General features: G+C 73.7%; 17 protein-coding genes. 11 read left to right on the forward strand and 6 right to left on the reverse strand.

What is annotated here, in order from left to right:
* Window positions 1-214: 214 nt before the first annotated feature.
* The 4 genes from ACWD3O_RS21445 (at window position 215) to ACWD3O_RS21460 (ending at window position 5,654) form a co-directional block, all read left to right on the forward strand.
* Entirely contained in the window at window positions 215-1,372 is a 1,158-nt protein-coding gene (locus ACWD3O_RS21445) for an acyl-CoA dehydrogenase family protein (protein ID WP_451411101.1), read from the forward strand.
* A gap of 35 nt (window positions 1,373-1,407) precedes the next feature.
* The gene (locus ACWD3O_RS21450; protein ID WP_451411100.1) at window positions 1,408-2,289 is read left to right on the forward strand and encodes an acyl-CoA thioesterase; all 882 of its coding nucleotides are present in this window, start codon (window positions 1,408-1,410) and stop codon (window positions 2,287-2,289) included.
* A gap of 288 nt (window positions 2,290-2,577) precedes the next feature.
* The gene (locus tag ACWD3O_RS21455; RefSeq protein WP_451411099.1) at window positions 2,578-4,554 is read left to right on the forward strand and encodes a CocE/NonD family hydrolase; all 1,977 of its coding nucleotides are present in this window, start codon (window positions 2,578-2,580) and stop codon (window positions 4,552-4,554) included.
* A gap of 137 nt (window positions 4,555-4,691) precedes the next feature.
* Window positions 4,692-5,654, forward strand: a complete 963-nt coding sequence (locus ACWD3O_RS21460) for a cation diffusion facilitator family transporter (RefSeq protein ID WP_451416964.1) — start codon at window positions 4,692-4,694, stop codon at window positions 5,652-5,654.
* A gap of 53 nt (window positions 5,655-5,707) precedes the next feature.
* Here the strand turns inward: ACWD3O_RS21460 and ACWD3O_RS21465 are convergent, their stop codons facing one another.
* Both ACWD3O_RS21465 and ACWD3O_RS21470 read right to left on the reverse strand, forming a co-directional pair.
* Window positions 5,708-6,508, reverse strand: coding sequence for a phosphatase (locus tag ACWD3O_RS21465; protein ID WP_451416965.1), 801 nt, complete (start codon window positions 6,506-6,508; stop codon window positions 5,708-5,710).
* 80 nt (window positions 6,509-6,588) lie between these two features.
* Window positions 6,589-6,972, reverse strand: a complete 384-nt coding sequence (locus ACWD3O_RS21470) for a hypothetical protein (RefSeq protein ID WP_451416966.1) — start codon at window positions 6,970-6,972, stop codon at window positions 6,589-6,591.
* A 204-nt stretch (window positions 6,973-7,176) separates the two neighbouring features.
* Here ACWD3O_RS21470 and ACWD3O_RS21475 point away from each other — a divergent pair, with 204 nt between their 5' ends.
* The 5 genes from ACWD3O_RS21475 to ACWD3O_RS21495 all read left to right on the forward strand — a co-directional run bounded on the left by ACWD3O_RS21475 (window position 7,177) and on the right by ACWD3O_RS21495 (window position 16,142).
* Window positions 7,177-10,944: an ABC transporter ATP-binding protein gene (locus ACWD3O_RS21475; RefSeq protein ID WP_451416967.1), complete on the forward strand. Its 3,768-nt coding sequence runs from the start codon at window positions 7,177-7,179 to the stop codon at window positions 10,942-10,944.
* Between the two features lie 200 nt (window positions 10,945-11,144).
* Window positions 11,145-11,981: an alpha/beta fold hydrolase gene (locus ACWD3O_RS21480; protein ID WP_451411094.1), complete on the forward strand. Its 837-nt coding sequence runs from the start codon at window positions 11,145-11,147 to the stop codon at window positions 11,979-11,981.
* A 174-nt stretch (window positions 11,982-12,155) separates the two neighbouring features.
* Entirely contained in the window at window positions 12,156-13,172 is a 1,017-nt protein-coding gene (locus ACWD3O_RS21485; protein WP_451416968.1) for an AraC-like ligand-binding domain-containing protein, read from the forward strand.
* Window positions 13,169-14,161, forward strand: coding sequence for an alpha/beta hydrolase (locus ACWD3O_RS21490; RefSeq protein ID WP_451411092.1), 993 nt, complete (start codon window positions 13,169-13,171; stop codon window positions 14,159-14,161). The genes ACWD3O_RS21485 and ACWD3O_RS21490 overlap by 4 nt, the downstream gene beginning before the upstream one ends.
* A gap of 232 nt (window positions 14,162-14,393) precedes the next feature.
* Window positions 14,394-16,142 carry an MFS transporter gene (locus ACWD3O_RS21495; protein WP_451416969.1) on the forward strand — a complete coding sequence of 583 codons (1,749 nt, stop codon included), beginning with the start codon at window positions 14,394-14,396 and terminating at the stop codon, window positions 16,140-16,142.
* Here the strand turns inward: ACWD3O_RS21495 and ACWD3O_RS21500 are convergent.
* Window positions 16,139-16,864, reverse strand: coding sequence for an ABC transporter permease (locus ACWD3O_RS21500; RefSeq protein ID WP_451417009.1), 726 nt, complete (start codon window positions 16,862-16,864; stop codon window positions 16,139-16,141). The two genes, ACWD3O_RS21495 and ACWD3O_RS21500, sit on opposite strands and share 4 nt — an antisense overlap.
* A gap of 10 nt (window positions 16,865-16,874) precedes the next feature.
* Entirely contained in the window at window positions 16,875-17,819 is a 945-nt protein-coding gene (locus tag ACWD3O_RS21505; protein WP_451416970.1) for an ATP-binding cassette domain-containing protein, read from the reverse strand.
* A gap of 142 nt (window positions 17,820-17,961) precedes the next feature.
* On the opposite strand from ACWD3O_RS21505, the gene ACWD3O_RS21510 reads away from it, so the two are divergent.
* A complete protein-coding gene (locus ACWD3O_RS21510) occupies window positions 17,962-18,798 on the forward strand; it encodes a TetR/AcrR family transcriptional regulator C-terminal domain-containing protein (protein WP_451411089.1) in 837 nt (278 codons plus the stop codon).
* Between the two features lie 175 nt (window positions 18,799-18,973).
* Window positions 18,974-20,446 carry a S28 family serine protease gene (locus tag ACWD3O_RS21515; protein WP_451411088.1) on the forward strand — a complete coding sequence of 491 codons (1,473 nt, stop codon included), beginning with the start codon at window positions 18,974-18,976 and terminating at the stop codon, window positions 20,444-20,446.
* Window positions 20,447-20,572: 126 nt separating this feature from the next.
* Here the strand turns inward: ACWD3O_RS21515 and ACWD3O_RS21520 are convergent, their stop codons facing one another.
* Window positions 20,573-21,223, reverse strand: coding sequence for a hypothetical protein (locus tag ACWD3O_RS21520; protein WP_451411986.1), 651 nt, complete (start codon window positions 21,221-21,223; stop codon window positions 20,573-20,575).
* Between the two features lie 181 nt (window positions 21,224-21,404).
* A complete protein-coding gene (locus ACWD3O_RS21525) occupies window positions 21,405-23,264 on the reverse strand; it encodes a glycoside hydrolase family 3 protein (RefSeq protein WP_451416971.1) in 1,860 nt (619 codons plus the stop codon).
* Window positions 23,265-23,282 lie beyond the last annotated feature (18 nt).

Here is a 23,282-nt window from a genome sequence, read left to right on the forward strand (position 1 = left end):
TGACGGCGAGGGTCCCCCGTGCTCCGGAGGGGGCGGGAAAGGGCGGCGGCGCTTCTACTGGTGCGTGATGAGGGTTACGGAGCCGTTCAGGGGCGCTTCTCTGGACGAGTGTCCTACTCGCCGGTACGGTGAGGGAGGCTGAGCAAGCGCTTAGATTCCTGCTCGCTCGGTCGGCAGCGGAAACACAGCCAGGACGAAGGCGGAGGTGGCGGCGGTGCGCCGTACGGTGTTCAACGAGGATCACGAGGCGTTCCGGGAGACCCTGCGCGCCTTCATCGAGGCCGAGGTCGTCCCGGTCTACGACGAGTGGTTCCAGGCGGGCATCGTGCCCCGCGAGTTCTACTACAAGCTCGCCGAGCTCGGTCTCTTCGGCATCAACGTCGACGAGGAGTACGGCGGCGCGGGCCTGGACACCCACAAGTTCGAGGCCATCCAGTACGAGGAGACCGCCCGCGCGGGCGTGAACTTCGGCGGCTCCGGCGTGCACGTGCTGCTCGCCCTGCCGTACATCAAGATGCTGGCCACCGGTGACCAGAAGAAGCGCTGGCTGCCGAAGTTCGTCTCCGCCGAGGAGATGTGGGCCATCGCCATGACCGAGCCGGGCACCGGCTCCGACCTGGCCGGCATGAAGACCACCGCCAAGCTCTCCGAGGACGGCACCCACTACGTCCTCAACGGCGCCAAGACCTTCATCACCGGCGGCGTCCACGCCGACCGTGTGATCGTCTGCGCCCGCACCGCCCCGGCGACCCCCGAGGACCGCCGTCACGGCATCTCCCTCTTCGCCGTCGACACCAAGTCCGAGGGCTACTCGATCGGCCGCAAGCTGGACAAGCTGGGCCTGCGCACCTCCGACACCGCCGAGCTCGCGTTCGTCGACGTCAAGGTGCCTGCCGAGGACCTGATGGGCGAGGAGAACAAGGGCTTCTCCTACCTCGGCAAGAACCTGGCCTCCGAGCGCTGGGGCATCGCCTTCGGCGCCTACGCCCAGGCCAAGGCCGCGGTGGAGTTCGCCAAGCGCTACACCCAGGACCGCACGGTCTTCGGCAAGCCGGTCGCGTCGTTCCAGAACACCAAGTTCGAGCTGGCCGCCTGCAAGGCCGAGGTGGACGCGGCCGAGGCCGTCGCCGACCGCGCCCTGGAGGCCCTGGACGCCGGTGAGCTTACCGCCGCCGAGGCCGCCTCCGCCAAGCTGTTCTGCACCGAGGTCGCCCACCGCGTGATCGACCGCTGCCTCCAGCTGCACGGCGGTTACGGCTACATGAACGAGTACCCGATCGCCCGTCTGTACGCGGACAACCGGGTGAACCGCATCTACGGCGGGACCAGCGAGATCATGAAGACGATCATCGCCAAGGACATGGGGCTGTAAGGTCCGCGAAAAGTCCGTCGGATAGTACTGGCGACATGAGTCAGGCACTTCAGTCACTGCTCGATCTGCTCGACCTGGAGCAGATCGAGCAGGACATCTTCCGCGGTCGGTCACGGGCCGCCGTCGTCCCCCGGGTCTTCGGGGGACAGGTGGCGGCCCAGGCACTGATCGCCGCGGGACGCACCGTCCCCGCCGACCGGTTCGCGCACTCGCTGCACGCGTACTTCCTGGTCGCCGGGGATCCCGGCGCCCCCATCGTGTACAACGTGGACCGGATCCGCGACGGCCGTTCCTTCACCACCCGCCGGGTGGTCGCCGTCCAGCACGGCCGGCCGATCTTCCACCTCTCCGCCTCCTTCCAGGTGCACGAGGAGGGGATGGACCACCAGACGGCGATGCCCGAGGTCCCGGACCCGGAGACGCTGCCGACCTTCGGCGAGATGATGCCGCGCTACGCGGACGCCTACGCCTCGCCGGAGATGCTCGAGCGCATGGTCGAGGCGCGGGCCGCGGTCGACCTGCGGTACGTCAACCCGCCGCCGTGGGGCAGCGTGGGCGAACCGCGCGAACCCCGCTCGCAGGTCTGGTTCCGCACCGAGGACAAGCTCGACGGGCCGCTCGACGACCCGCTGATGCACGTCTGCCTCGCCACCTACGTCTCGGACATGACCCTGCTGGACTCGGTGCTCCTCGCGCACGGCCGCGGCGGCTGGGCCAGCGGGGACGTGGTCGGGGCCTCCCTGGACCACGCCATGTGGTTCCACCGCCCGTTCCGGGCCGACGAGTGGCTGCTCTACGACCAGGAGTCGCCGTCCGCCTCCGGCGGCCGCGGCCTCGGCCAGGCGCGCATCTACACGCGCGACGGCAGCCTGGCCATCTCCGTCATCCAGGAGGGCGTCGTCCGCGTCCCCCGCTGACGCGCCGCCGCCGCATCCGGTCCACCCGAACGTTCCGAGGCCCCGCCACCCGCCGCCGCACGGCAGGAGGCGGGGCCTTAGTCCGTTTCCGCCGCCCTCTCCGTCGACCCGTCCCTTCCGTCGTCCCGTCCCTTCTGTCGGCCTGTCCCTTCCGTCGACCCGTCCCGTCCCATTGACGCGTCCCGCTCACGACCGGTATTGACGCACAGGTAACGACCTTGATCTGTTCCGGACATGACGGGTGCTTAGGTTCGGCGCGCCCTGTCCCCGTGAGAAGGAGCCGACGGCATGCAACTGCTGGCAGCGCGCACCACCCGGCACACGACACCACGGCGCAGACACCGCCTGACGGCCGCCGCCGGCGCGGCCGTCACGGCGGCGGTGCTGCTGGGCGGCCTGCTGGGCGCCCCCGCGGCGGGCGCCGCGCCGGACGCGGCGGCCGCCGGGGAGACCGTCCCGCTCGCCGGCACCGGAGCCCGGCTGGGCGCCGACGGGAAGACCGCGGCGGTCCACGACTACGAGGCGGCGATCAAGGAGTCGGTCTGGGTCGACGCCCCCGACCTCGACGGTGACGGCCGGGGCGAGCGGATAGCCGTGGACGTCATCCGCCCCGCCGAGCTCGACGGCGTCGAGCGGGTGCCGGTGATCATGGACGCCAGCCCCTACTTCGCCTGCTGCGGCCGCGGCAACGAGAGCGAGAAGAAGACCTACGACGAGAACGGCGTCATCAAGTCGTTCCCGCTCTGGTACGACAACTGGTTCGTGCCCCGCGGTTACGCCGTCGTCCACGTCGACATGGCCGGCACCGGCCGTTCCACCGGCTGCGTCGACCAGGGCGGACGCTCCGACATCCTCTCCGCCAAGGCCGCCGTGGACTGGCTGAACGGCAACGCCACCGCCTCCTTCGCCGACGGCGCCCCGGCCGACGCGTACTGGACCACCGGCGCCACCGGCATGATCGGCAAGTCCTACGACGGCACCCTCGCCAACGGCGTGGCCGCCCTCGGCACGGAGGGGCTGGAGACCATCGTGCCCATCGGCGCGATCAGCTCCTGGTACGACTACGACCGCTGGCAGGGCCTGCCGTTCTCCTACGGCTACCCCAACTACCTCTCCACCTACGTGGCCGGGGGACGGCACCTGTCCGTCGACTGCTCCGCCCAGCTCGAGCGGATGCGGGTCGACGCCGCCGACGAGACCGGTGAGCACACCGCCTTCTGGGACGAGCGCGACTACCGCGAGGGCACCCTGGGCGACGCCTCCCGGGTCACGGCCTCGGCGCTGATCATGCACGGCCTCCAGGACACCAACGTCGACACCCAGAACGCCTCCCGCTGGTGGGAGGCGCTGGGCGAGCACGGCGTGCAGAGGAAGATGTGGCTCACCCGGCTCGGCCACGTCGACCCGTTCGACTCCGACCGGGAGGAGTGGGTCGACACCCTGCACCGCTGGTTCGACCACGAACTCCTCGGCGTCGACAACGGCATCACCGAGGAGCCGGCGGTGCGCGCCGAGATCGCGCCGGGCGAGGTCGTCCACTCCGACACCTGGCCGGTGACCGACCGCGTCGCCACGCTGCGACCGGGCGCCGACGGCACGCTGGCGCTGGGCGCGCGGGGGAAGAAGGGCGAGGCCGCCTGGACCAACAACCCCAACGGGCGGCTCGCCCAGATGCTGGGGTCCGGCGCGATGGACTCCCGCCTCCTCTTCACCACCGGGCGGCTCACCGACGACCTGCGCCTGTCCGGCCCCGCCTCGCTGACCACCACCGTCACCACCGGCGCGCCCACCGGCCAGCTCTCGGTCGCCCTGGTCGACTACGGCCCGGCCGCGCGGGTGTCCGCCTCGGGCGACGGCGCGCGCACCCTGACCACGGAGACCTGCTGGGGCGCCTCCTCCGCGGTGGACGACGCCTGCTACCGGGAGGTCGAGCGGCGGATCGAGCAGTCCGACCTCCAGGTCCTCGGCCGCGGCTGGGCCCGGCTGGCCGGCGGCGGGAAGCACAGCCTGACCGTCGAACTGCAGGCCAACGACGTCCTGGTCCCGGCCGGCCACCAGCTCGGGCTGGTCGTCACCGGCTACGACGGCGGCACGGTGCGGGTGGACGGCGCCGCCTCGCCGTACCGGATCGACCTGGGCGCCACCCGGCTGAACCTCCCGGTCGCGGGCCCGATGCGGTCCTTCGCGCCGGGGGCCTCGCTGGTCCCGAAGACGGTGTCCGCGACGGACGCCCCCTCCGACGCGCGGCGGATCCCGCTGGGCTGAGGTGAGCACCCGGTGCCCCGCCGCCCCGACGGGCGGCGGGGCACCGGCCCGTGACGGGGCAGGCTCCTCGGCGGCACCGCCCGCGGCGGGACGCCGTCCTGCGGGCGTCCCGGCCCGCGCCGGGCGACAATCGGGGCATGCGGGACACAACGGATCATGAGGCGGCTCCGGGCGGCGGCGAGAGCACCGTCACGGTGATCGTCGCGGCGGTGGCCAATCTGGGGATCGCGCTCGCCAAGGCGGTCGCCGGCGTCGTCAGCGGGTCGAGCGCCATGCTCTCCGAGGCCGCCCACTCGGTCGCCGACACGGTGACGGAGGTGCTGCTGCTCACCGCCCTGCGCCGGAGCGAGAAACCGGCCGACGAGGCCCACCCGCTGGGCCACGGCCCGGAGCGGTACATCTGGGCGCTGCTCGCCGCCGTGGCGACCTTCGTCGGCGGCGCCGTGTTCTCGCTCTACGACGGCATCCACACGCTGGTGAAGGGCGAGGAACCGGGCGACCCGCTGATCGCCTACATCGTGCTGGCGGTGGCCTTCGCGCTGGAGGCGGTCTCGCTGCGCACCGGGCTGCGGCAGACCCGGGCCGAGGCGCGGCGGTACGGCGCGACCTTCGGGCGGTACCTGCGCCACACGCCCGACACCGCGGTCAAGGCCGTGGTCCTGGAGGACAGCGCCGCCCTCGCCGGCCTGGTCCTGGCGGCGCTCGGACTGCTGGGCACCCAGCTCACCGGGTCCGGCGTGTGGGACGGCGTGGCCTCGCTGCTGATCGGCGTGCTGCTGCTGTACGTCGCGTGGGTGCTGGGCCGTTCCAACGCCGAGCTGCTGGTCGGGCGCCCGCTGCCCGCCGCCGTCCGCGACGGCATCCGCGCCGAACTGCGCGCCGTGCCGCACATCGAGGACGTCCTGGAGCTGACCACCCTGCTCCAGGGGCCGCGGGAGGCGCTGGTCGCGGCCAAGGTCGACTTCCGGGACGTCTCCACCGCCGCCGAGGTCGAGTGGGCGTGCGAGGCGGCCGAGAAGCGGCTGCGGGAGGCGTTCCCGGTGATCAGCCGGGTGTACCTGGACCCGACGCCCTCGGGGCCGCCGCGCCCGACCGCGTAGGCCGCCGCGCCCGACCGCGCAGGCCGCCGCGGCGGGCCGCGCAGAGCGCCGGGTCAGGCCTCGTACAGGCCCGCCTCGGACAGCAGGTAGGCGGTCATCGGGTCGTAGTACCGGGGGCTGTGGACATGGTCGTCGAGCGGCACGGCGACCTGGAGGGTGCCCTCCGCCTCCGCCACGAACAGCGCCGGGTCGTTGCAGTCGGCGTACCCCACCGCGTCCACGCCGTGCTGCGCGGCGTACCCCGCCCAGCCGTGGTCGGCCACCACCAGGTCGGGCAGCGGGCGGCCGTCCTCGGTCAGGGCATACAGGATCGCCCGCATGGGGTCGCCCGAATGGGTGTGCCAGAGGCTCGCGCCGCGCTCCACCACCGCGACGTCGGCGAACTGCACCACCCGGCCCTCGACGGTGCCGAGGTCCTCCGGCACGACCATGATCTCGCAGCCCGCCGCGCGCAGGGCGGCCGCGGTGGCCCGGTGCACGTCCAGCAGCCCGCCGGGGTGCCCGGTGGCCAGCAGCACCCGCTGCCGGTCCTCCGCCGCCTTCCGCAGCCGGGCCGCCATCCGCTCCAGGCCCGACACGGTGAGCTCCGGGTCGATGGTGTCCTGCCCGACCCGGTGCGACGGGTCGTCGTCCACCCCCACCCGCTCGGCCATGACGGCCAGCACGTCCTGCTCGTCGGCCCAGCGGTCACCGAACTCCAGGCCGAACCAGTAGTACCGGTCACCGTTGGCCAGGGCGCGGTAGTGGGACAGGTTGTTCTCGCGGGGCGTGGCGACGTCCCCCGCGATACGGGTGCGGACGAGGTGCTCGATCAGCTCCTCGCGACTCGGCACGGCGGTCCCAGGTATCGGCATGCCCCCATTCTGATGGACCTCGCGCCGCACGTCCTGGGGATTGTCCACAGCCCTCGAACTTCCGTCCGGTAGTCGTACGATCATGCCGGACCGGCGGCCTTCACCGCGTCCTGGCCGAACTCCTCGACCCACACCGCGTGCTGTTCCGCGTAGCCCGCGACGAACCCCGCCCGCTCCTCGGGCGCCAGACACTTCCCGTACACCGTGCCCACCGGCACGAGATCGGGCAGCTCCCGGAACAGCCTGGCCGCCGCCTCCGCCTTCCCCTGCCGGCCCAGCGCCTCGACGAGCAGCGGCGCGGCCGCGTGGAGCAGCTTCTCCACGGCCACGTCCGCCCGGTCGACCCCGCGGAAGCTGTCCGCCGCCGGGACGCGGTGCTCCGGCCGGGCCAGAGCCTTCAGCCAGTGCAGGGTCACCAGCGCCCGCCCCGCGCGCCGCACCGACTCCACCGTCGCCTTCGACACGATTCCCCCCGGATCCGCCCCCGCCGTGCACGACGTCGGAGATCCCTACCCGCCCGGGCGGCGCCGCATTCGGCGGCTCGTGCACCCGTGCCTCGGGAGAACCGTTCCCGCTCCGTTCCCGCTCCGATTGTTGCGGAGGGATGAAATCCGCTCCCGTCGTCGTTGGGCCATGCGGAAGATCAGGACCGACGGAGGGCACCCCGAGTGACGGAGCGGCAACAGGAGAAGACGCCCGGCTGGGCGCGCCGGCTCACGGCGTACGCGTGGCGGCACCCCAAGGACGTGATCCTCGCCCTGGGCTCCTCCCTGGCCGGCATGGCGGTGATGGCGCTCATCCCGCTGATCACCAAGGTGATCATCGACGACGTGATCGTCGACCGCACCCGGGAGATGGCCCACTGGGCGGGCCTCCTGATCGGCGCCGCGTTCCTCGTCTACGTGATGACGTACATCCGCCGCTACTACGGCGGGCGCCTCGCCCTCGACGTGCAGCACGACCTGCGCACGGACATGTACCGCACCATCACCCGCCTCGACGGCCGCCGCCAGGACGAGCTGTCCACCGGCCAGGTCGTCGGGCGGGCCACCAGCGACCTGCAGCTCATCCAGGGCCTCCTCTTCATGCTGCCGATGACGATCGGCAACCTCCTGCTCTTCCTCATCTCGCTCGGCGTGATGGCCGCCCTCTCCCTCCCGCTGACCGGGGTCGCCGTGGCCGTCGCCCCCGCCCTGTGGTGGATCGCCCGCCGCAGCCGCACCCGGCTGCACCCGGCCACCTGGTACGCGCAGGCCCAGGCCGCCGCCGTCGCCGGGGTGGTCGACGGCGCCGTCACCGGCGTCCGCGTGGTCAAGGGCTTCGGGCAGGAGGAGCAGGAGACCGGGAAGCTCCGCGCGGTGGGCCGCCGGCTCTTCGCCGGCCGACTGCGCACCATCAAGCTGAACGCCAAGTACACCCCCGCCCTGCAGGCGGTCCCGGCGCTCGGGCAGGTCGCCATGCTGGCCGTCGGCGGCTGGCTGGCGGTCGAGGGGCACATCACCCTCGGCACCTTCGTCGCCTTCTCCGCCTACCTGGCCCAGCTGGTCTCGCCCGTCCGCATGCTCGCCATGGTCCTCACGGTCGGCCAGCAGGCCCGGGCCGGCACCGAGCGCGTGCTGGAGCTGATCGACACCGAGCCGAGCTTCCGGGACGGCGCCGCCGAGCTGCCCGCCGACGCGCCCGCCACCGTCGAGTTCGACGACGTCTCCTTCGCCTACAGCGACACCCGCCCCGTCCTGGACGGCCTCTCGCTCACCATCCGGCCCGGCGAGACCGTCGCCGTGGTCGGCTCCTCCGGCTCCGGCAAGTCCACGGTGTCGCTGCTGCTGCCCCGCTTCTACGACGTCACCGGCGGCGCCGTCCGCGTCGGCGGACGGGACGTGCGGGAGCTGACCCTCCGGTCGCTGCGCGACGCGATCGGGATGGTGCCCGAGGACTCCTTCCTCTTCTCCGAGTCCGTCCGCGACAACCTCGCCTACGGCCGGCCCGAGGCCACCCAGGAGGAGATCGAGCGGGCCGCCCGCGCCGCCCAGGCCCACGACTTCATCACCGCGCTGCCCGAGGGCTACGCCACCAAGGTCGGCGAGCACGGCCTCACCCTCTCCGGCGGCCAGCGCCAGCGCATCGCGCTCGCCCGCGCCATCCTCACCGACCCCCGCCTGCTGATCCTCGACGACGCCACCTCCGCCGTCGACGCCCGCGTCGAGCAGGAGATCCACGAGGCGCTGCGCCAGGTGATGCGGGGCCGCACCACCCTGCTGATCGCCCACCGCCGCTCCACCCTCAACCTCGCCGACCGGATCGCCGTCCTCGACGCCGGCCGCCTCGCCGACATCGGCACCCACGAGGAGCTCACCGAGCGCTGCCCGCTCTACCGCGGCCTGCTCACCGACCCCGACGAGCTCGGCGGAGTCTCCCCCGGACACGTCCGGACGGTCACCGGCGAGCGCGACGACGAGGCCACCGACACCACGGTCCGCGAGGAGCTGGACGCCGAGTTCGACGCCGAGCGCGGCGTCACCCCCCGCCTGTGGACGGGCGACCGCGAGCCGCGCGACGCCGCCCTGGAGGGCATGCCCGCCACCCCGGACCTGCTGGCCAAGGTCGACGCCCTGCCCCCGGCGGACGACACCCCCGAGGTGGACGAGGACCGCGCCGTCCGCGCCGAGGAGGAGTACAACCTCCGCCGCCTGCTCCGCGGCTTCGGCGCCCCGCTGGCGGTCAGCCTGCTGCTGGTCGCGATCGACGCGGGCATGGGCCTGCTGCTCCCGGTCCTGATCCGCAACGGCATCGACGACGGCGTCCAGCGGGCCGCGCTCGGCGGCGTGTGGGTGGCGTCGCTGATCGCGCTGGGCGTGGTGCTCACCCAGTGGGCCGCCCAGATCGGCGAGATGCGGATGACCGGCCGCACCGGCGAACGGGTCCTCTACGCGCTCCGCCTGAAGATCTTCGCCCAGCTCCAGCGGCTCGGCCTGGACTACTACGAGCGTGAACTCACCGGCCGGATCATGACCCGGATGACCACGGACGTCGACGCGCTGGCGACCTTCCTGCAGACCGGCCTGGTCACCGCGTTCGTCTCGGTGGTCACCTTCTTCGGCATCATGGGCGCCCTGCTGGTCATCGACGTGGAGCTGGCGCTGGTGGTCTTCGCGACCCTGCCGCCGCTGATCGTCACCACGTACTTCTTCCGCCGCGCGAGCGTGAAGGCGTACGAGCTGGCCCGCGAGCGGGTCTCCACGGTCAACGCCGACCTCCAGGAGTCGGTCGCCGGACTCCGCGTCCTCCAGGCGTTCGGCCGGGAGCGCTCCGGCGGCGAGCGGTTCGCCGCCCGCAGCGACCTCTACCGCCGGGCCCGGATCCGCGGCCAGTGGCTGATCTCCGTCTACTTCCCGTTCGTGCAGTTCCTCGCCACGGCCGCCTCGGCGGCGGTGCTGTGGGTGGGCGCCGGGCGGATCGCGGCCGGCACGCTCACCGCGGGCGCGCTGGTCGCCTACCTGCTCTACATCGACCTGTTCTTCGCCCCGGTGCAGCAGCTCTCGCAGGTCTTCGACGGCTACCAGCAGGCCGCGGTCTCGCTGGGGCGCGTCCAGGAACTGCTGCGGGAGCCGACCTCCACCCGGCCGGCCGCCGAGCCGGTGCCGGTGCGCGGGGTGCGGGGGGAGATCGCCTTCGAGGACGTGCGCTTCGCTTACGGCGCCGACAGCGCGGACGGTGCCGACGGCGACGACGCCGCGGCGCTGACCGGGATCGACCTGCGGATCCCCGCGGGCCAGACCGTGGCCTTCGTCGGCGAGACCGGCGCGGGCAAGTCCACCCTGGTGAAGCTGGTGGCCCGGTACTACGACCCGACCGCCGGACGGGTCACCGTCGACGGTCACGACCTGCGGGAGCTGGACCTCACGGCCTACCGGCGCCGGCTGGGTGTGGTGCCGCAGGAGGCGTACCTCTTCCCCGGCACGGTCCGGGACGCCATCGCCTACGGGCGGCCGGAGGCCACCGACGCGGAGGTCGAGGCGGCGGCACGGGCGGTCGGGGCGCACGAGATGATCGCCACCCTGGAGGGCGGTTACCTCCACGCCGTCGCCGAGCGGGGGCGGAACCTCTCCGCCGGCCAGCGGCAGCTGATCGCGCTGGCCCGGGCGGAGCTGGTCGACCCGGACGTGCTGCTGCTCGACGAGGCCACCGCCGCGCTGGACCTCGCCACGGAGGCGCAGGTCAACGCCGCCACGGACAAGCTGGCGGGGCGGCGGACCACGCTGGTCGTCGCCCACCGGCTCACCACGGCGGCCAAGGCCGACCGGGTGGTCGTGATGGACCACGGCCGGATCGCCGAGGACGGCACCCACGACGAGCTGCTCGCCCGGGACGGTCGCTACGCGAAGCTGTGGCACACCTTCATCGGCGCCCCCGAACCGGCCGTCGACCACCGCTGAACCCCTGGCGCTCGCGGTCAACCGGCGGTGCGTTCCAGGAGAAGAGAGGGCGGGAGGACCGCCCTAGCGTGATGCCCGAGGAGGCGGCGGCCAGGACGCGTGGACCCGCGAGGGCGACACCGTCCGCACGGCGGCCCGCCTCCTCGCGGCGCAGCACGCATCCGCGCGCGCCGCCCACTCCGGACGAAGGAAAAAGCGACGTGCCGTACATCACCGTGGGGCAGGAGAACTCCACCACCGTCGACCTCTACTACGAGGACCACGGCTCCGGGCAGACGGTCGTGCTCATCCACGGCTTCCCCCTCGACGGCCACTCCTGGGAGCGGCAGAGCGCCGCCCTGCTCGCCGCCGGCCACCGGGTCGTCACCTACGACCGCCGCGGTTTCGGCCGGTCCGGCCAACCGACCGCCGGCTACGACTACGACACCTTCGCGGCGGACCTCAACACCGTCATGGAGACCCTCGACCTGCGGGACGCGGTCCTGGTCGGGTTCTCGATGGGCACCGGCGAGGTCGCCCGGTACGTCTCCACCTACGGCTCCTCCCGGGTCGCCAAGGTGGCCTTCCTCGCCTCGCTGGAACCCTGCCTGCTCAAGAGCGAGGACAACCCGGACGGAGTGGCCCCGAAGGAGTTCTTCGACGGCGTGGTCGCCGCCGTGCGGCAGGACCGCTACGCCTACTACACCGCCTTCTTCGAGGACTTCTACAACCTCGACGAGAACCTGGGCACCAGGATCAGCGAGGAGACGGTCCGCAACAGCTGGAACGTCGCCGCCGGCGGCGGCTCCTTCGCCGCGGCCGCCGCGCCGTCGACCTGGTACACCGACTTCCGGGCCGACATCCCCGCCATCGACGTGCCCGCCCTGATCCTGCACGGCACGGCCGACCGGATCCTGCCGGCCGAGGGCACCGCGCGGCCCTTCCACAAGGCCCTCCCGTCCGCGGACTACGTCGAGATCGAGGGCGCCCCGCACGGACTGCTGTGGACCCACGCTGAGGAGGTCAACGCCGCGCTCCTCGCCTTCCTGGCGAAGTGACGCCGCGGCGGGCGCCCGGCGTTCCGCCGGCATTTCTGCCTGTGGTTCTGCCTGGGACCGGCGGTCGCCCGCTGATTGGCTGGTGTCCACGGACGGGCGGGGGGTCACGCACCCGCGGAACCCCCTGCCCGTCCGGTTCCCCACCCGATGTCACACCCCTGAGCGGAGAGCGACGTGAGCCTGGTGCTGACCACCGACTCCGTGCCGGACCTGGACAAGGTCGCCTACTGGAACGAGGCGGTGAGCAGGACGCTGGTGCCGGTGTCGGTCGCCCCGCGCGGCGACGGCCCGTTCCGCGGCCGGATCGCCACCCGCCGCCTCGGGTACCTCCAGGTCTCCACCCTGGAGGCCGACGCGGAACGGCTCAGCCGCACCCCCGCACTGATCGGCGCCTCGGCGGAGGCGCTGGTGGCGGTCGGCCTCCAGGTGTCCGGCACGGCCACCTTCCTCCACGACGGGCGACGGGCGGAGGTCGGCGAAGGAGACCTCGTCGTGTACGACACGACACGGCCGTACTCCTTCGACCACCCGCTGCGGTACGTCAAGCACGTCTTCCAGCTGCCCCGCCGCGCGCTGGGCGTTCCGGACACCGACGTCCGCGAGGTCACGGGCCGCGTCATCGGCACCGGCACCGGCGTCGGCGCGGTGCTGCTCCCGTTCCTGACCTCCCTGGCCACCTCGACCGACCGCCACTCCCCGGCCGTCACCAACCGGCTGGCCGGCAACGTCGTCGACCTGTTCGCCACCCTGATCGCCGACCAGCTCCACCCGGGCGGCACCGACACCGACAGCACGCGGGCCCATCTCCTGCTGCGCGTGCGCGAGCACATCGACCGGAACCTCGGCGACCCGGACCTCTCCCCGGAGAGCATCGCCCGCAGGCACCGGATCTCCATCCGGTACCTGCACCGGCTGTTCGAGGGGGAGGGGATCACCGTCGGCCGGCTCATCCAGCAACGGCGTCTGGAGGAGTGCGGCCGGGAACTGGCCCGCCGTGGCAGGACGGCCCCCACCGTGTCCGCGGTGGCCCAGCGGTGGGGCTTCGTCAGCCCGGCCCACTTCAGCCGTGCCTTCCGCGCCGCCTACGGCGTCTCGCCCCGGGAATGGCGCGGCCTGCGCGCCGAGCAGGACCGGACCGGGCGGCCCCCGGCCGGCACGCCGGCGCCCACGGCCCGACTGGAGACCGTGTGAACGACCTTGTCCCTCCGGCCCGCCCCCGTACCGTCCTCGACCGCCCCACCAGGGCCTTCGTGGACCGGCACGCCTGTCCGGGATCGGCGCGCCACCCGGACCCGGAACGGGCCCGCCGGGACCTGGCCCGTCTCCAGCGGAGCCCCGGACCCTTCGACGAGGAGGAGGCCACCTCCACGGAGTGGTTCGCCCTGCCGGGCGGGCCGACCGGGCACGTCCAGGTCAAGGTGGTCAGACCCGCCGGCAGCGTCGGCCGGATCCCCGTCGTGCTGTTCCTGCACGGGCTCGGGTGGGTCCTGGGCGACGCCGGCACCCATGAGCGCCTGGTGCGCGCGTTCGCCCTCGGCACGGACGCGGCCGTGGTCTTCGTCGAGTACGAGCGCGCCCCGGAGGCGCAGTACCCGGTCGCCCTCGAGCAGTGCTACGCGGTCGCCCGGTGGATCTGCGGGCGCGGCGGCGAGATCGGCCTGGACGGCAGCCGGATGGCCGCCGTGGGCGACTCGGCCGGCGGCAACCTGGTCGCGGCGCTGACCCTGCTCGCCAAGGAGCGCGGCGACGTGCGGCTCCTGCAGCAGGTGCTGCACTGCCCGGTGACCGACGCCGACTTCGACACCCCCTCGTACCAGGAGTTCGCCGAGGGGTACTTCCTCGGCCGCGAGACGATGCGCTGGTTCTGGGACCAGTACCTGCCCGACGTGCGGCGGCGGTCCCTGGCCACCGCGTCACCGCTGCGGGCGACAGTGGAGCAGCTCACCGGGCTCCCGCCGGCGCTGGTGGTCACCAGCGAGGCCGACGTGGTGCGCGACGAGGGCGAGGCCTACGCGGCGAAGCTCCGCGCGGCCGGCGTGGAGGTGGTCTCCATGCGCTACCACGGCACCGTCCACGGGTTCACGGTGCTGGACCCGCTGCGGGACACGGACGCCGCCCGCGCCGCCCTCGTCCAGGCCCTCGACACGGTGCACGTCGCCCTGCACCGCCGCCGCGGCTGACGCCTTCGGACGCGACTGCCGCAGCAGCGCCCCGAAGCCCGAACCCGCTTCGGTCACCCCCGCGGGCCGTCCGGCGGAGGCGGTGCACTGCCGGGCAAGCTCCGGTGCACCGACCGGAAACCCGGCCGGACCGGCCCCGCCTAGCGTGGCCGGCGCAGCAGCCGCGGCGGCACATCACGCGGTACACGCGGCACTTCACGGTCGACGGGCGTCAGGAACGGGCACGGACACGATGGACAGCGAACGGTCGAAACTCCGGCGCACGGCGGTACCGGACGGCGCCGGCGCCTGGGCGCCCCTGGCGGCGCGCGTGTTCCGCGCGCTGTGGATCGCGCAGCTGGTGTCCAACACCGGCACCTGGATGCAGACGGTCGGCGCCCAATGGCTGCTCGTCGGGCACAGCGCCGCCCTGGTGACGCTCGTGCAGACCGCCGCCAGCCTCCCGGTCGTGCTGCTCGCGCTGCCGTCCGGTGTGCTCGCCGACCGGTACGACCGCCGCAAGCTGCTGCTGGTCGCCCAGTTCTCCATGCTCGCCGTCTCCGCCGTGCTGGCCGCGCTGGTGTTCCGGGGCGCGGCCACCCCGGCCCTGCTGCTCGGCCTCACCTTCCTGCTGGGCTGCGGCACCGCGCTGATGGGCCCGGCGTGGCAGGCGATCCAGCCCGAGCTGGTCGAACGACAGCAGCTGGGGCAGGCGGCGGCGCTGGGGGCCGTGAACATGAACCTGGCCCGTGCGGTGGGCCCGGCCCTCGGCGGCGTGGCGATCGCCGCGGCGGGCGCGGGCTGGGTCTTCGCCTTCAACGCCTTGTCCTACCTCGGCACCGCCGCCGTCCTCCTGCTGTGGCGGCGCCCGGCCGCGCCCCGTCCCGCGGCCGGGGGCGAGAGCCTGCCGGCGGCCGTGCAGGCCGGCCGCCGCTACGTGTGGCACGCGCCCGGCGTCCGCCGGATCCTGCTGCGCACGGCCCTGTTCATCCCGGGCGGCGCCGCCCTGTGGTCGCTGCTGCCCGTCGTCGCCGGCCGGTCCCTGGGACTCGGCTCCGGCGGGTACGGCGTGCTGCTCGGCGTCGTCGGGCTGGGCGCGGTGTGCGGCGCCTTCGTCCTGCCCGCCGCCCGGCGCCTGCTGGGAGCCAACGGCACGCTCGCCGCGGGCGCGACGGTCTTCGCCGCGGCCCTGGCGGTGCTGGCCACCACCCGTCAGCCCTGGCTCGCGGCGGTGGCGCTGCTGCCCGCGGGGCTGGCCTGGATCGGTGTGCTGTCCACGCTCAACGCGGCCGTCCAGCAGCGGCTGCCCGGCTGGGTCCGGGGGCGGGGCCTCGCCGTCTACCTCGTCGTGTTCCAGGGCGGGCAGGCCCTGACCGCCCCCGTGTGGGGCGCGCTGGCCGACGGGCTGGGGCTGACCGCCGCGCTGCTGGCCGGCGCCGGTCTGCTGGTGGTCTGCGCCGTGAGCGTGCGCCGCTGGCCGCTGCACGACATGGACGGGGTCGACCCGGCCCTGTCCGACCACTGGCCGGACCCGCCGCTGGTCTTCGAGCCCGGCCCGGCCGACGGCCCGGTGCTCGTCTCCGTCGTGTACCGGATCGCGCCCGGGAACCGGGCCGCCTTCACCGACCGCATGCGGCACGTGGCCCGCTCCCGGCGCCGCACGGGAGCCCTCTCCTGGGGCCTCTACCAGGACGGCGCGGACCCGGAACGGTTCGTCGAGACGTACCTGGTCGGCTCCTGGGCGGAACACCTGGCGCAGCACCACGGCCGGCTGACGGCCGGTGACCGCCGGGCCGAGGAGGAGGCGCGCGGCCTCCTCGCGGAGGGCACCGCCCCCGAGGTGACCCACGCCTTCGACGTCACGACCGGACCGGTGACCCCCGCCGCCGGACCCGCGGCGCCCGCCGACGCCGCGGCACCCGCGGCCCCCGCAGCCGCCGCCGCACCCGCGGAGGCCGGACCCGCGGCGCCGGCCGCCGCACGGCCCGTGGACCGTCCCTAGACCGCCCGCCGCCTGAACAGCGGCCCCGAGACGGCCACGGCGACGGCGAGGCCACCCGCGCACCAGGCGAGCGCCACCCATCCCACCGAGCCCACCGGCTGCCCCAGCAGCAGCCCGCGCACCGCCTCGATCACCTGGGTCACGGGCTGGTGCTCGGCGAACCCCCGCAGCCAGGACGGCATCGTGTCGGTCTCCACGAAGGCGCTGCTCGGGTACGGCAGGAAGCTCACGAAGAAGGTGAAGCCGCCGGCCGCCTCGGGGGACCTGAGCAGGAGGCCGACCACCGCGGACAGCCAGGAGAGCGCCGCGATGTAGGCGACCAGCAGCCCGAGCGCGGCGAACCAGCCGCCCGGGCCCGCCGTCGGACGGAAGCCGATCGCGAAGGCGAGCGCGAGGACCAGGGAGACGGCGATCAGGTTCCGGGCCGTGGAGGCGAGGACGTGGCCCGCCAGCACGGCGGCGCCGCCGACGTCCAGGGAGCGGAAGCGGTCGATGATGCCGCCCTTGAGGTCCTCGGTGACGGCCACGGCGGTGCCGGCCGAGCCGAAGCCGGCGCACAGCAGCAGGACCCCGGGGACGACGTAGGTGACGTACCGCGTGCCGGTGTCGATGGCGCCGCCGAAGAAGTACACGAAGATCAGCAGCAGCATCACCGGCAGCGCCAGGGCCGTGAACAGCGCGTCGACGTTGCGGCGGCTGAGCCGGACCGAGCGGCCGGTCATGATCAGGACGTCAGACACGGCGGGCCTCCGGGCGGGGCGCGGGCCGGGTGAGGGACAGGAAGACGTCGTCGAGCGTGGCCGTGTGCAGCGAGAACCGCTCGACGGCCGTGCCGTCGGGGTCCAGCGCGTCGAGCAGCGCCCGCACGTGGGGCGCGCCCCCGTCGGTGGGGAAGCCCAGGGTGAGCGTCTCGCGCTCCTCGAACACCGCCCGCGGAACCAGGCGCCGGTAGGCGTCCGCGTCGGCCAGGACGACGTCCAGGCGGTGCCCGGCGACCCGCTGTTTCAGCTCCTCGGGGCGGCCCTCGGCGACCAGTCGCCCGTCGTGCATCACGGCGACCCGGTCCGCCAGCCGGTCGGCCTCCTCCAGGTACTGGGTGGTCAGCAGGACGGTCGTGCCGCCCGCCGACAGTTCGCGCACGGCGTTCCACAGTTCCCGGCGGCTGCGCGGGTCCAGACCCGTGGTCGGCTCGTCCAGGAAGAGCACGTCGGGCCGGCCCACCAGGGCCGCGGCCAGGTCGAGGCGGCGGCGCATGCCTCCCGAGTACGTCCTGACCAGGCGGTCGGCGGCGTGCGTGAGCTCGAAGCGTTCCAGGAGTCCGGCGGCCCTCGTGCGCGCGGCGGCGCGGGGGAGGCGGGCGAGGCGGGCCAGCATCACCAGGTTCTCCGCACCGGTCTGCGCCTCGTCGAGCGCGGTGAACTGTCCGGCGATGCTGAGCGCGCGGCGGGCCCGGGACCGCTCGGTGCGCAGGTCGTGCCCGGCCACCCTGACGGTGCCGGCGTCGGCCTCGGTGAGCGTGGCCAGGATGCGCACGGTGGTCGTCTTGCCCGCGCCGTTCGGGCCGAGCAGCGCGTGCACCGCGCCGCGCGGGACCGTCAGGTCGAGGCCGTGCAGGACCTCGGCCCCCCGGTAGCTCTTGCGGAGGCCGACGGCCTCGATGGCAGGTGTGCCGGGCATGTCCTCGCCCCTCTCCGGCGGTGTGCCGCGTGGCGTACTGCGTAAGGCATACGCGTTACTGTGTAAGGGTTACGCAGATTTAGGATGTGCGTCAACCCCGAGGCCGAGGGAACGGCGCCCGGGTCGCGGAGGGAGGCGAGGGATGACGGCGGACGAGGACACCGGCCTGCCCGCGAGTCTGGCGACCGCCTGGGGGCTCCGGGCCCGCCCCTCCAAGGGGCCGAAGCCCGGTCTCACCCTGGACCGCATCGTCGCCGCCGCGGTGGGGGTGGCGGAGGCCGAGGGCATCGGCGCGGTGTCCATGGGGCGCGTCGCCAAGGAGCTGGGCGTCTCGCCGATGTCGCTCTACCGGTACGTCGGCGCCAAGGACGAGCTCTACGTCCTGATGCAGGAGGCGGTGATGCCCGAGCCTCCCCCTCCGCCGCCGGGCGGGGCCGGGTGGCGTGCCGCGCTGACGCACTGGGCGCGGGCGCAGCGCGAGGTCTTCCACCGCAACCTCTGGCTCCTGCGGATCCCGGTGTCCGGCCCTCCCGCGAGCCCCAGGTCGGTGGCGTGGATGGAACGCGGCCTCGCGGCCCTCGACGGCACCGGGCTCGACGAGGGCGCCAAGCTCGGCGTGCTCATGCTGGTCGGCGGGTACGTCCGCGACGGGGCGACGCTGCGGTCCGACCTGGACGCCGCGTACACGGCGAGCGGCAGCCCGCCGGACGAGATCCTGCGCCGCTACCGGCGAACCCTCGCCGCCCTCACCGACCCCGAACGGCACCCGGCGGTCACGCGCCTCCTCGCCTCCGACGCCCTCGACGCGCCGGGCGGGACGGACGAGACCCACGGAGTGGACGACGCGGACGCCGACTTTGCGTTCGGCCTGGAGGTCGTCCTCGACGGGGTGGCGGCCCTCATCGCGCGGCGCGGCCGGACGGGCGGGGGACGGACGGACGAGGGCCGGACGGGCGACGGCCGGACGGGGAGCGACTGAACGGCGGTGCGGCCGCACGGTGCCGCCGCACCACAATCGGGCCGGAGACGGTGCCGGGAGGACGGCGGCGGCAGCGGGCGGCGGTACCGGGGTGACGGAATCCACCGTCCGCCCCTGGTGGGACGGGTGACGCACCGGTAGGTTCGGGCCACCTATGACTCCCAGGGGAGGGTGCATGCGCAACGCGCTCAGAGGGGCGGTGGCGCTCGGTGTGCTGATGGGCACACTGGGCACGGCGACGACGGCGACCGCCGTCCAGCCCGAGGCCACGGCCACCACGGCCGCCACCGCGGCCACCGCAGGCGTCGCCGCCGAGGCGGACATCCTGGACCGGCTGCTCGCGATACCCGGGATGAAGCTGATCCAGGAGAAGCCGTACACCGGCTACCGCTTCTTCGTGCTGAACTACACCCAGCCGGTGGACCACCGCGACCCGTCGAAGGGCACGTTCCAGCAGCGCATCACCGTGCTGCACAAGGACGTCTCGCGCCCGACGGTCTTCTACACCGGCGGCTACAGCGTCTCCACCAACCCGAGCCGCCGCGAGCCCACCCAGATCGTCGACGGCAACCAGATCTCCATGGAGTACCGGTTCTTCTCGCCGTCCCGCCCGGACCCGGCCGACTGGTCGGACCTGGACATCTGGCAGGCGGCCAGCGACCAGCACCGCATCTTCCAGGCCCTCAAGCCGATCTACGGCGAGAAGTGGCTGTCCACCGGCGGCTCGAAGGGCGGCATGACCGCCACCTACTACGAGCGCTTCTACCCGCGCGACATGGACGGCGTGGTCGCCTACGTCGCCCCGAACGACGTGGTGAACAAGGAGGACTCGGCGTACGACGAGTTCTTCGCGACGGTCGGCACCAAGGAGTGCCGCGACCGCCTCAACGGCGTGCAGCGCGAGGCGCTGGTCCGCCGGGACGCCCTGATGGAGCGTTACCGGACCGCCGCCGCCGAGAACGGCTGGACCTTCGACACCATCGGCTCCATGGACCGCGCCTACGAGGCCGTGGTGCTGGACTACGTGTGGGGCTTCTGGCAGTACAGCACGGTCGCCGACTGCGCCTCGATCCCGGCCGACGCGGCGAACGCCACGGACGAGGAGATCTGGAACTCGGTCGACACGATCTCCGGGTTCTCCTTCTACACCGACCAGGGCCTGAGCCCGTACACGCCGTACTACTACCAGGCCGGCACCCAGCTGGGCGCGCCCACGATCACCTTCCCGTACATCGAGGACGAGCTGATCCGCTACGGCTACCAGCCGCCGCGGAACTTCGTGCCGCGCTCCATCCCGATGCGGTTCCAGCCGTCCGCGATGCGCGACGTGGACAACTGGGTGCGCAGGAACGCGCGTCAGATGCTCTTCGTCTACGGGCAGAACGACCCGTGGGGCGCCGAGCCGTTCCACCTGGGCAAGGGCGCGAAGGACTCCTACGTGCTGACCGCGCCCGGGATGAACCACGGCGCCAACGTCGCCGGTCTGGTCCCGGAGGAGAAGGCGCTCGCCACCGCGCGGATCCTCGAGTGGGCCGGCGTCGCCCCGGCCGCCGTCCAGGCGGACCCGGCCAAGGCGAAGCCGCTGGCGAAGTTCGACGCCAAGCTGGACAAGCGGGACGTGGAGCGGGAGCCCACGCTCCGTCCGTGACCTGACACGACATCGGTGACCTGACACGTCACCGACGGGCGGTACCGGCCGTGCCGTGCGGGGGAGGCCCCGCACGGCACGGCCTTCGCGTGCCGCCGTGCGCCGTGCGCCGTGCGCCGTGCCGCCTCAGAGCTCGCGGGCGCAGCCGACCGGCCGGTCGCCGCCGAGCCGCACGTACAGGTCGGTCGACGCGGGGCACCGGTCGCGGTCGGTCACCGCGCGGGTGACCTCGAACTCCGGCGCGTGCTCGCCCGTGCCGTCGCAGGCCGTCTCGCGGACCTCGCCCTCGCCGGTGCCGTGGACGCAGTCCCCGACCACCGTGAGCGGGCCGCCCCCGCCGCCCGGGTCGCCGGGATGGGGCGGCTGGAGGTTGCGCATGCAGGCGTACCCGCGCGGGGTGACGCCGTCGCCGTCCTCGTCCGCGGCGGACCCGCGGTCGCTGACGTGGAGCACGAAGTCGGTGTTCGCCGGACAGGCGGGGCCGCCCGTGGGCCTCCCCTCGTGCCGCGCGGTCACCCGGGCCACCGCCCGCTCGCTGGTGCAGGGCACCTCGGCGAAGCCGCGGGACCCGGACGAACCGCACGCGCCGACCGCCAGGAACACCTCGCCGTGACCCGTCGGCGACGGCCCCGCCGTGGCCTGCCCCCGGCCGTCCGCCTCGGCCCCGGCCGCCTCCGGCGACTTGGGTGATCCTGACGGAGCGCCGGGCCCGCACCCCGTGCCCAGCAGCGCGCCGAGCAGCACGGCGCCCGCCACCGCCACAGCAGAAATCCGCATCGGTCCATCCCCCCGCAGCAGCCTGCCCCGCGGGGGAGCGGGACACGCCGGGCCTCGGGGAGGAATGGGGCCGAACCGGTATCTGTGCGGCGATGACGGGCGCAGGCCGCGTACGGCGGATGGACGGCCCCCGGGTACCGCAGGCCGCCCGGTACCCCAGGCGGGCCGCGCCGCCCGGGGGTCAGTACGTCAGCCCGTGCCCGATCGGGAACAGCACCTCGCTCGGGGCGTCGGCCCGCTGCACCGGCACCGGCAGCCTGCCGCTCGGCGAGACCTCCCCGGCGATGACCCGCGCGGCGGCGCGCACCTCCGTGTCGGTCCACGAGTAGGAGGCCAGCACGGCCCGCACGTCCGGCAGGTGCGCCACGTCGTACGGGTTGCGCACCGCCACCACGACCACGGGCAGGCCGGTCTCCCGCAGGCGCTGCACCAGCGTCCGCTGCGCGCTGCTCGCCGTCACGTTGTAGGTGGCCACCACCACCGCGTCCGCGTCCGCCGCGGCCGTGACCGCCCCCGCGATCACGGAGGCGGACGGCGCGGTGCCGGTGGTGCGGGCCGTGGTGGCGAAGCCGAACCGGGCCAGCTCCGCGGCGATCACCTTGGTGGTGGGGCCGTCGGAGAGCGACGGGGAGGCCGGGTCCGGGCCGACCACCAGGATCCTGCGGTGGCTCAGCCGGTTCAGCGGGAGCAGGTTGCCCTCGTTGACCAGCAGCGTGGTGGTGCGGTCGGCGATCCGGTCGGCCGCCTTGTAGTGGGCGTGCGTGCCCACCACCTCGTCGACGCCGTCGCGGGTGACGTACGGGTCCTCGAAGAGGCCCAGCTTCGCCTTGAGGCGCAGGATGCGCAGGATCGATTCCTCAAGGCGCGCCTCGGTCAGCTCGCCGCTTCGGACCGCGTCCAGCACCGCGTTCCACGAGACGCTGATGTCCGGCGGGTTGAGCAGCTGGTCGACGCCGGCCTGGACCGCCATCACCGCCACCCGCGCGTCGCCGTACTTGGTCCGCACACCCTGCATGCCGAGGGAGTCGGTGACCACCACGCCGTCGTAGCCGAGCTCCTCGCGGAGGATGCCGGTGAGGATCGGCCGGGAGAGCGTGGCCGGGTCGCCGGACGGGTCCAGCGCGGGCACCATCAGGTGTGCCGTCATGATCGAGTCGATCCCGGCCCGGATCGCCGCCCGGAACGGCGGGGCGTCCAGCTCGTCCCACTCCTCGCGGCTGTGGGTGATGATCGGGAAGCCGTAGTGGCTGTCGACGGCGGTGTCGCCGTGGCCGGGGAAGTGCTTGGCGGTGGCCGCCACGCCGGCGTTCTGGTAGCCCACCACCTCGGCGGCGGCCAGCCGGGCCGCGGCCTGCGGGTCGGCGCCCAGGGAGCGCACGCCGATCACCGGGTTGGCCGGGTTAACGTTGACGTCGCAGACCGTCGAGTAGTTCTGGCGGATGCCCAGCGCCGTCAGCTCCGAACCCGCCACCCGGCCCAGGGCCTTCGCGTCCGCCTTCGACCCGCTGGCACCCAGTGCCATCGCACCCGGCAGCAGGGTGGCCGGCTTGCCGACGCGGGCCACGATGCCGTGCTCCTGGTCGGTGGCGATCAGCATCGGCAGGCCGCGCGGAAGGTCCAGGGACGCCTTCTGGATGCCGTTGGAGAGGTCGGCGATCTGGTGGGGGTCGCGCGTGTTGTGGGCCCAGGCGAAATAGATGATGCCGCCGAGCCGGTACTTCTCGATCAGCTCGGCGGCGTTGCGGACGCCGATCTCCTTGAGGTTGGCGTCGACGTCCGCCTGGTCGGGAGCGGTCGCCGAGTGGCCGTAGACCCGCATCACGAAGAGCTGGCCGACCTTCTCCTCCAGGGTCATCCCGGAGATGAGCGCCCGGAGCCGGTCGTCGTCCACCGGTGCGGGACCGTCGGCGGCGAGGGCGGGGGAGCCGACCGCCAGTGCGGCGGTGATCCCCGCGGTGGCGGCGAGAACGGTACGTCTGGAGGGTCGAGCGGTGTTCCCTGAGGCGGTGGTTCCGTTGAGCCCCGTGCTGGAGTCGCGCACGTGCGCCCCTTCCGTGGT

This window comes from Streptomyces sp. NPDC002640, from assembly GCF_053592575.1.

What these genes read in the sequence shown, in the direction of transcription:
- ACWD3O_RS21450 (WP_451411100.1), top strand. Translation starts at nt 1,408, where the DNA reads ATGAGTCAGGCACTTCAGTCACTGCTCGATCTGCTCGACCTGGAGCAG.
- ACWD3O_RS21455 (WP_451411099.1), top strand. Translation starts at nt 2,578, where the DNA reads ATGCAACTGCTGGCAGCGCGCACCACCCGGCACACGACACCACGGCGC.
- ACWD3O_RS21460 (WP_451416964.1), top strand. Translation starts at nt 4,692, where the DNA reads ATGCGGGACACAACGGATCATGAGGCGGCTCCGGGCGGCGGCGAGAGC.
- ACWD3O_RS21465 (WP_451416965.1), bottom strand. Translation starts at nt 6,508, where the DNA reads ATGCCGATACCTGGGACCGCCGTGCCGAGTCGCGAGGAGCTGATCGAG.
- ACWD3O_RS21495 (WP_451416969.1), top strand. Translation starts at nt 14,394, where the DNA reads ATGGACAGCGAACGGTCGAAACTCCGGCGCACGGCGGTACCGGACGGC.
- ACWD3O_RS21500 (WP_451417009.1), bottom strand. Translation starts at nt 16,864, where the DNA reads ATGACCGGCCGCTCGGTCCGGCTCAGCCGCCGCAACGTCGACGCGCTG.
- ACWD3O_RS21505 (WP_451416970.1), bottom strand. Translation starts at nt 17,819, where the DNA reads ATGCCCGGCACACCTGCCATCGAGGCCGTCGGCCTCCGCAAGAGCTAC.
- ACWD3O_RS21510 (WP_451411089.1), top strand. Translation starts at nt 17,962, where the DNA reads ATGACGGCGGACGAGGACACCGGCCTGCCCGCGAGTCTGGCGACCGCC.
- ACWD3O_RS21515 (WP_451411088.1), top strand. Translation starts at nt 18,974, where the DNA reads ATGCGCAACGCGCTCAGAGGGGCGGTGGCGCTCGGTGTGCTGATGGGC.
- ACWD3O_RS21520 (WP_451411986.1), bottom strand. Translation starts at nt 21,223, where the DNA reads ATGCGGATTTCTGCTGTGGCGGTGGCGGGCGCCGTGCTGCTCGGCGCG.